Source organism: Micromonospora sp. NPDC051543 (assembly GCF_044454415.1).
Lineage (GTDB): Bacteria > Actinomycetota > Actinomycetes > Mycobacteriales > Micromonosporaceae > Micromonospora.
In genome coordinates, this window is sequence record NZ_JBITDT010000004.1 from 455,352 (window position 1) to 463,716 (window position 8,365).

The 8,365-nt window shown below is 72.4% G+C and carries 9 protein-coding genes; 3 read left to right on the forward strand and 6 right to left on the reverse strand.

What is annotated here, in order from left to right; all coding sequences use genetic code 11:
• Positions 1–12 precede the first annotated feature (12 nt).
• From ACIA3K_RS10045 to ACIA3K_RS10060, 4 genes are all read right to left on the reverse strand, one after another.
• The gene (locus ACIA3K_RS10045) at positions 13–564 is read right to left on the reverse strand and encodes a nucleoside deaminase (RefSeq protein WP_396800312.1); all 552 of its coding nucleotides are present in this window, start codon (positions 562–564) and stop codon (positions 13–15) included.
• Between the two features lie 31 nt (positions 565–595).
• The gene (locus tag ACIA3K_RS10050; protein ID WP_396800272.1) at positions 596–1,123 is read right to left on the reverse strand and encodes a tRNA adenosine deaminase-associated protein; all 528 of its coding nucleotides are present in this window, start codon (positions 1,121–1,123) and stop codon (positions 596–598) included.
• Between the two features lie 117 nt (positions 1,124–1,240).
• Positions 1,241–1,408, reverse strand: a complete 168-nt coding sequence (locus ACIA3K_RS10055; RefSeq protein ID WP_167626078.1) for a hypothetical protein — start codon at positions 1,406–1,408, stop codon at positions 1,241–1,243.
• A 112-nt stretch (positions 1,409–1,520) separates the two neighbouring features.
• Positions 1,521–1,910 (reverse strand): hypothetical protein, encoded by a 390-nt coding sequence (locus ACIA3K_RS10060; protein ID WP_396800273.1) that lies wholly within the window; start codon positions 1,908–1,910, stop codon positions 1,521–1,523.
• 61 nt (positions 1,911–1,971) lie between these two features.
• Here ACIA3K_RS10060 and ACIA3K_RS10065 point away from each other — a divergent pair, with 61 nt between their 5' ends.
• Both ACIA3K_RS10065 and ACIA3K_RS10070 read left to right on the forward strand, forming a co-directional pair.
• On the forward strand, positions 1,972–2,739 hold the full coding sequence (locus ACIA3K_RS10065) for a M23 family metallopeptidase (protein WP_396800274.1): 768 nt from the start codon (positions 1,972–1,974) through the stop codon (positions 2,737–2,739).
• A 1-nt stretch (position 2,740) separates the two neighbouring features.
• Complete coding sequence (locus tag ACIA3K_RS10070; protein WP_396800276.1) at positions 2,741–3,811, forward strand: PHP domain-containing protein; 1,071 nt, start codon at positions 2,741–2,743, stop codon at positions 3,809–3,811.
• 38 nt (positions 3,812–3,849) lie between these two features.
• Here the strand turns inward: ACIA3K_RS10070 and ACIA3K_RS10075 are convergent, their stop codons facing one another.
• A complete protein-coding gene (locus tag ACIA3K_RS10075; RefSeq protein WP_396800277.1) occupies positions 3,850–4,830 on the reverse strand; it encodes a DMT family transporter in 981 nt (326 codons plus the stop codon).
• Positions 4,831–4,937: 107 nt separating this feature from the next.
• Between ACIA3K_RS10075 and ACIA3K_RS10080 the strand changes: the two genes are divergently transcribed.
• Positions 4,938–6,608, forward strand: a complete 1,671-nt coding sequence (locus tag ACIA3K_RS10080) for a DUF885 domain-containing protein (protein WP_396800278.1) — start codon at positions 4,938–4,940, stop codon at positions 6,606–6,608.
• 55 nt (positions 6,609–6,663) lie between these two features.
• On the opposite strand, the gene ACIA3K_RS10085 is transcribed toward ACIA3K_RS10080, so the two are convergent.
• Complete coding sequence (locus tag ACIA3K_RS10085) at positions 6,664–8,247, reverse strand: DUF6114 domain-containing protein (protein WP_396800280.1); 1,584 nt, start codon at positions 8,245–8,247, stop codon at positions 6,664–6,666.
• Between the last annotated feature and the right edge of the window lie 118 nt (positions 8,248–8,365).

An 8,365-nucleotide genomic window follows, 5' to 3' on the forward strand; every position in this document is an offset into this window, starting at 1 on the left:
CCCAGTGCGGCCTCAGCGGAAGAAGGCGCGCAGCACGGCGGCGGTCTCGGCTTCCAGCACACCGCCGTAGACCTCGGGACGGTGGTTGAGCCGGCGGTCGCGCAACACATCCCAGAGTGAGCCGGCAGCGCCGGTCTTGGGTTCCCACGCGCCGAAGACGACCGTGGAGACCCGGGCCAGCACCAGCGCGCCCGCGCACATGGTGCACGGCTCCAGCGTCACCACCAGCGTGCAGCCGTCCAGCCGCCACTCGCCGGCCCGTTCGGCCCCCCGCCGCAGGGCCAGCACCTCGGCGTGGGCGGTGGGGTCGCCGGTCAGTTCCCGCTCGTTGCGCCCGATCGCCAACTCGCCGCCGTCCGGGCCGTAGAGCACCGCACCCACGGGAATGTCGTCGACGCCACCGCTGGGGATCGCCGGGTCGGTGACGGCGACCTCCAGGGCTCGGCGCATCCACAGCTCGTGCCGCTGCCGTCGCCCGATCCCACCGGGGTCGGCCAGGCCCTCGTGTGCGCCCGGCCCGGCTCGGCCCACCGCGCCGGGCGTCGGCTGGCCCGGCCGGATCATCTCCAACGATGGGTCGGTGGCGTCGGCCGGCTCAGACCTCACGCAACTCCTCGACCTCGTCGGCGCAGCCGAGCACCTCGCAGATCTCGGCGGTGACGTCCGCAGGCAGCATCCCCTCGTGGCCGCAGAGCGTCAGCAGCTTCTGCGCGGAGATGCCCAGGTTGGCGAGCAGGTCGGCGTCGCCCACCGGGTCGGCCTCCGGGTCGACTGCGGGCTGCTCGCTCTCCTCGTCGCCGCTGGCCGTGGGGCGCGGCTCGTCGTCGCCGTCGAGCCCGGTCACCGACGTCTTCAGGTCACCGACCAGCAGTTGACCGAGCCGGGACTCCTCGGCGTACGCCGAGTCCGATCCGAAGACCCGCAGGTCCTCGCCCTCGTCGAGACGCAGGATCACCAGGTACGCGTCGTCGGCCTCGACGAAGAGCAGCGAGGTGTCGGCTTCCAGGTCGACATCGCGCAGCCGGTCGGCGACCTCGTCGATGTCGGTGGCACCCCGAAGGTTGACCTCGGACGCGGTCCAGCCACTGTCATCACGCACCACGGCCGCAGCGAAGTACGACACGGTTCCCCCAAAAGCCCTCGGCACAGCGCCGACTCGTCAAGGGTGCACGTTAGCCGGTCGGGTCGGCAGGCGACCGGTCAACGCCCCGAGACGCCGGCCAAACCTGACAAAGTCGGGTCAGCCAGCTACCCGACGGCGGGTGGCGATGAGTTGGCGTAGACGCTCGGTGCGCTGTCGCTGCGGCCGGCTGCGCTGGCGTACCGCCCGTGCGCCCGCCAACTCGGCGAGCAACTGGAGGCGGCGGCGGTTGCGATCCGGGTCCTGCCGCGGGGTGGTCCAGGCCATAGTGCCGAGAGTGCCGAGTCTCGGCGGCCACGTCAAGACGGCGTTCGCTACGCAGCCAACCGGGCACGCGGCGCAGTCGTCCACGCCCTGAACCGGGCCGGTCCGGGCTCGCTCACCACAGCGGCCAGTCACCGCTCGTGGCCCAGCGCACGGCCACCACGGCGGCGGCGATGCTCCAGCCGCCGGCGGTCACGATGGCCACTCCGGTGGCCACTCCACGGTCGCCGTACCGCACCAGCACCAGGGCGGTCGCCCAGGCGAGCAGGCCGGCCACCACCGTCCACCACGCGTAACCGACCACGTCGGTGCCGAGGAGCCCGAACAGCAGCAGCCAGGCAGCCGCCGCACCGCCGCCGGAGGCGACACCAGCGCCGGTCACCGGGTGCGGTTCGCGGTAGGTCGGTCTGGTCGGTGGCCCGGCCGGGAAGAGCCCCGACGGGGTACGTGACGCCGGCCGCGCGGCGGCCGGGTCCGGGACGGGGCCTTCTCGGGCGATGCTCACCGGCTGCCCTCCCTCACGCGCGTCGCTCGTCCCCACGGTACCGGTCTGTCAGGATGGCCGAATGCCCTCGCCGACGATCGGTCGCCGCGTGCGTCCGGCGTACCCGCTCCTGTTGCTGCTCGCCCCGGTGCTCGCCGCCGGCTGCGCGACGACCCGGCCCGGGGCGCCGCCGGACGGCGTCGCCGCGCCGTCGCCGTCGGCGGTCTGGGCGACCGGGGAGCAGCCGGCGGCCCCGACGGTCGCGCCGACCACGAAGGGCCCGGCCAGCCCGACGCCGTCGTCGGCCAAGCCGTCGCCGAGCGCGCCCCGCGCCGGGGTCCGGCACGTCTTTCCGGTACGCGCCGACAACGTGGACTACCACCCGACGCACGGGGCGTATCCGGCGACGGACGTGTTCGCCAACTGCGGTGAGCCCTTCGTGGCGGTGACCGACGGCAAGGTGCTGGAGGTGAGTCGCGTCGACAGGTACTCCAAGAGCGGGCCGCAGGGCCCGGACAACGGCGGCCTGTCGGTGTCGCTGCTCGGTGACGACGGGGTGCGCTACTACGGCTCGCACCTGAGCGTCGTCTCGTCGGGCGTCGAGGCGGGGGTCCGGGTGCGTGCCGGGCAGCAGCTCGGCAAGGTGGGTCGGACCGGCAACGCGAACAACGTCTGTCATGTGCACTTCGGAATCTCGCCGCCGTGCACGGGCAAGGACGGGTGGTGGATCCGGCGCGGGGTGCTCTGGCCGGCGCGCTACCTGGACTCGTGGCGGCGCGGCGGCAACCGGGAACCGGCCGCCGAGGTGACCGCGTGGCAGCGCCAACACGGCTGCCCGAAGGCTCCCTGACATGGCCGCCCGGGATCCCATCGCCGACCTGCGCCGGATCGCGTTCCTGTTGGAGCGGGCGAACGAGGCCACCTACCGGGTGCGCGCGTTCCGTTCGGCGGCCACGGCGCTGGCCGGCCTGCCGGCGGCCGAGGTGGCCGAACGGGCCGGCAACGGCACCCTCACCGAGCTGACCGGCGTCGGCGACGTGACGGCTCGCTGCGTGGCGGAGTCCCTGGCCGGTGAGGAACCGGTCTATCTGCGCCGGCTGGTGGCGACCGAGGGCAGCGACCTGGATGCCGAGGCCGCCGCGCTGCGCGCCGCCTTGCGGGGCGACTGCCACACCCACTCGGACTGGTCCGACGGCGGCTCCCCCATCGAGGAGATGGCGCTGGCCGCCGTCGAGTTGGGTCACGAGTACATGGTGTTGACCGATCACTCGCCGCGGCTGACCGTGGCCCGGGGGCTGACGGCGGCGCGGCTGCGCCGTCAGCTCGACCATGTGGCGCAGGTCAACGCGGCGCTGCCGGAGGGTTTCCGGATTCTCACCGGCATCGAGGTGGACATCCTCGCCGACGGTTCGCTCGACCAGGACGAGGAGTTGCTGGCCCGACTCGACGTGGTGGTCGGCTCGGTGCACAGCGGCCTGAAGGACGAGCGGTCGAAGATGACCCGGCGCATGGTGCGGGCCGTTGCCAACCCGCACCTGGACATCCTCGGCCACGTCACCGGCCGGATGGTGTCGTCCCGGCCGGCGGGGGTGACCGGCCCGGGTGACAGGGGGCACCGGGCGCGGACCCGCGCGGAGAGCGACTTCGACGCGGACGCCGTCTTCGCCGCCTGCGCGGAACACGACACCGCAGTCGAGATCAACTCCCGGCCGGAGCGGCAGGACCCGCCGAAGCGGCTGATCCGCCGCGCCCTGGAGGCGGGCTGCCGCTTCGCGATCGACACGGACGCGCACGCGCCCGGCCAGCTCGACTGGCAGCGGTTCGGCTGCGAGCGGGCCGCGCTCTGCGGCGTCCCGGCCGACCGGGTGGTCAACACCTGGTCGGCCGAGCAGCTGGTGGAGTGGACCCGCAACCGAGCCTGACCGGCGGTCCGGACCCCGATCGGGGGCGTGCCGGTGGGTCAGCGGCGGGCGGGCTCGGCGGCGGGCGCCGCGGGCGCACCCACGCCGACGACCGGCCGGGGCGTCCGACGGCCGAACACGCCCTGCGCGACCGCGACGCCGAGCAGCACGATGAGCGCGCCGACCGGCTGGTGCCAGTTGAGCCGCTCGTCCAGCACCACGGCGCCGATCAGCACCGCGAAGATCGGAATCAGGTACGTGACGGTGGACGCGGTGCTCGCGCCGGCCAACCGGATGTTGCGCATGTTGATGACGAAGGCGAGCCCGGTGCCGAGCGCGCCGAGGGCCAGGACGCTGGCCACGACCTTCGCCGACAGCTCGGTGGGCAGCGGCGGCGCGCCCGCGACGAACGGGGTGACGATGGCGAGCTGCGCGGTGGCGAGCAGCAACTGCGCCGTGGACAGCGACAGCCCGGAGTGCGTGCTGCCCGCGATGAACCGCTTCTGGTACGGGATGGCGACGCCGTAGCAGGCGGCCGCCCCGAAGCACATCACCTGCCCGACGAAGTGGGCCCCGCCGATGCCCTCCCAGACCCCGAGCACGACGAGTACGCCGACGAAGCCCAGCCCGAGGCCGATCGCTCGGCGTACGGTCAACCGCTCGGTCCGGAACACCAGCACCGCGAGCGGCAGCACGATCAACGGCGTCGTCGCGTTCCAGATGCCGGCGAGCATCGACTCGACCCGTTGCTCGCCGTAACCGAAGAGGGTGAACGGCACGGCCACGCCGAACGCGGCGACGACGGCCAGGTGCGCCCACACCCGGGGTTCACGGGGCAGCCGGTCGCGCAGCACCGCGAGGACGACCAACAGGGTCAGCGCGCCGGCGCCGACACGGTAGAGGGTCAACTGCACGGGGTGCAGCTCGGCCACGCCGACCTTGATGAACAGGAAGCTGGAGCCCCAGATGGCGGCGAGGGCGAAGAAGCCCGGTAACCAGGCCCGCAGCGGGGCCCTGTCAGGAGTGATGTCGGTGGTCACCCCTGACACTCTGCCCGAGGGGTGCGACAGAGTCGTCCAATTTTCCGTTGCTTGGACACGACAATTGACCTCGACAACCTGACCGGGCGGTCACGTAGTGTCGCAGCGTGGGACGAATTGATGAAATCGCGAACCGCTACGTGGACAAGTGGGCGTCGTTGAGTCCGACCGGCGCGACCTACGTCGGCATCGCCGGCCATGACAACAAGCTCGACGACCTCTCACCGGACGGATACCGGGCGCGCGCCGACCTGACCCGCGAGACGCTCAGCGAGCTGGAGACGGCCGAGCCGGACACCGAGGCGGAGCGCACCGCCAAGGAGGCCATGCAGGAACGGCTCGGCCTGGACCTGGCCCGTTACGACGCCGGCGAGACGACCAGCGAGGTCAGCGTGATCACCAGCGGGCTGCACGAGATCCGCATGGTGTTCGACCTGATGCCGACCGCGACGGCCGACGAACAGGCCAACATCGCCACCCGGCTCAACGGCCTCGCCGGCGCGCTGGAGGGCTACAAGGCCACGCTGCGTGAGGCGCTCGCCGACGGGCAGGTCAGCTCGAAGGTGCAGCTCATCGAGGTGGCCAAGCAGTGCGACATCTGGACCGACCCGACCGGGGACAACTTCTACCACGGTCTGGTCGAGCGGCTGGGCGCCGACGGCACCCTCGGCGCCGAGCTACGCAGGGGCGCGGCGGCGGCCACCGCGGCGACCGCCGAGTTCGGCCAGTTCCTGCGGGCCGAGCTGGCCCCGCACGGGCGTGACAAGCAGGCCGCCGGTCGGGAGCGCTACGAACTCGCCTCGCAGTACTTCCTCGGCGCGAAGATCGACCTCGACGAGACGTACGCCTGGGGTTTCGCGGAGCTGGCCCGCCTGGAGGCGGAGATGCGGGTCGTGGCCGGGCGCATCGCCGGTTCGGGTGCGACGGTCGACGAGGCGGTGGCGCGGCTCGACGCCGACCCGGCGCGCACGATCCAGGGCAAGGAGGCGTTCCGCGACTGGATGCAGGCGCTCGCCGACAAGGCCATCGCCGAGTTGCACGGCACCCACTTCGACATCCCGGAGCAGGTTCGCCGGATCGAGTGCTGCCTCGCGCCGACCAGCGACGGGGCCATCTACTACACCGGGCCGAGCGAGGACTTCTCGCGCCCCGGTCGGATGTGGTGGGCGGTGCCGCAGGGCATCACCGACTTCTCCACCTGGCGCGAGGTGACGACGGTCTACCACGAGGGCGTGCCGGGGCATCACCTTCAGGTGGCCCAGACGGCCGTCCGGGCCGACCTGCTCAACCGCTGGCAGCGGCTGCTCTGCTGGGTCTCCGGGCACGGCGAGGGCTGGGCGCTGTACGCGGAGCGGCTGATGGACGAGCTGGGTTACCTCCAGGACCCGGGCGACAAGCTGGGCATGCTCGACGGTCAGGCGATGCGCGCGGCACGGGTGATCGTCGACATCGGCATGCACCTGGAGCTGGAGATCCCGAAGGACAACCCGTTCGGCTTCCACCCGGGCGAGCGGTGGACGCCCGAGCTGGGTTGGGAGTTCATGCGGGCGCACTGCCGGGTGCCGGACGAGAACCTGCGCTTCGAGCTGAACCGCTACCTGGGCTGGCCGGGCCAGGCGCCGTCGTACAAGGTGGGTGAGCGGATCTGGTTGCAGGCACGCGAGGACGCGATGGCTCGCAAGGGCGCCGACTTCGACCTGCGGGAGTTCCACCGGCAGGCGTTGGACCTGGGCGCGCTGGGCCTCGACCCGCTGCGCAAGGCGCTGGCCCGACTCTGACCGGTGTGCAGCTCGTGGGACGGCGTCCGGATCGGGACGCCGTTCCACGCTGCGGTCACTGCTGCGTCTGCTTGAGGCTGGGTCGGCCGGTCAACGTGTCGCAGGAGATGAAGGCCAGATCGATCTGCGGGTCGGTGAAGGTGAGCGGCAGCGGCGAGGTGACCGGGATGCCGTCGGGGAAGGGCAGGTCCGGAGTCAGGGTGACCTTGATGCCCAGGAACCGGCCGACGAACCGGGTCGCGTAGAAGGTCACGTCACCGTCGATCGTCAGCTGGTCGGTCTCGCTCAACAGCGAGCCGCTCGAAGGCCCCGCGACCAGCAACGCGAAGTCGCTGGTCACCGCCCTGCTCATGGTGAACTTCAACGCCCGCATCTCGCCCTTGGCGGTGCGCAACGGCTCGACCCCGCGAAACCGCAGGTCCGTCATCACCACCTTGGAGCCGGTCAGCTTCGCCGGGATGGCGGCGACCTTTGGCATGTCGGGATCGGCCGCCAGCTTCGGCAGCGGCTTGCCGGGCTCGACGGGCGCGGGCTTGGTCGGCTTCGGGGTGGCACACGGAGCGTCGGGGGCGCGGGTGGGGGTCGCCGTCCGGGTGGAGTCGGGTGTGGCGCTATGCGTGGGGTCGGCGCTCGGCGTGGCCGACTCGCTGGCCCGGGCGGTACCGCTGGTGGGCTCGTCCGTGGCGGCGGCCTTGCCGGTCGGTTCCGTCTTGTCGTCGTCACCGCCGGTCAACAGGTCGCCGATCCCGTCGACGATGCTGCTGATCAGATTTCCGTCCGGCTTCTCCGTCGTGGCGCTGGGGCTCGGACTCGGGCTCGCGCTGGGCGGGGAGGCGGGCGGCGTGGTGGGCCGGGCCGGCGATGTCGGGGTTGGGCAGGAGGGCGCCGCCGCTCGCACCGGCGACGCGCCGTCGACCGTCGTCAGACCCGCGCTGGCGAGGCTCATCAGGAGCAGCGTCACCACGTACGTCTTCGGGTCGCGGGCCACCGTCGACCGGGTCTGCGACGGTCCCGGCTCCACCACGGGCGGTAGCTCAGCGGTGTCGCGCGCGTCCATCTGCTGGTGCGGGGCTGGCTCGCGCAGCACGCTGCGGGGCTGCGGGATGATGTCGGTGAGCGGCCCGGTGACCTCGTCCTGGCGTTCCCGCGCCGGCAGAAGCTCGTCGACGAGCGGCGCTTCGTCGGCGGTGTCGCCGTCCTCGGCCTGCTCGTCGTCCGGCTCCTCGGCGGCGGGGGCCACCGCCGCGGACTTCTTGACCGGCACCCAGGCGAAGCCGAGCGCGCTACCGACCATGCCCAGCAACATGCCGATGAAGAACCCGCCGAGGTTGACTCCGATCAGCGAGTAGACCGCGGTCACCGCGCCGACGATGGCATAGAAGATCCGCTGCGCGGGGCTGAGCCACATCAGGAGGCCGCAGGTGACCAGGATGGTGGGGATCAACCAGGACAGGAAGCCGGTCGGTCCCATCTGCAGGGTCAGCCCGGCCAGGCTGACCTTGGTGGTGCCGAGGATCTCCACTCCGGCCAGGAGGGTGAAGAGGCCGCCCCAGAATGGCCGGGACCGCCGCCAGCGGCGGAAACCGCGCCAGGCCTGACCGACACGGCCGGGCTGCGCGCGATGAGTGGCGGTCGACACGTACGTCCTCCTGGGGTGAAAGGGTTGGGCAGGACCGAGGGGCGCGGGGGGGGGCGCCCGCGGGCCGCCGGGGGGGGGGCGGCGTAGGAATAAGTGGTGGGAGGGGCGCCGGGTGACG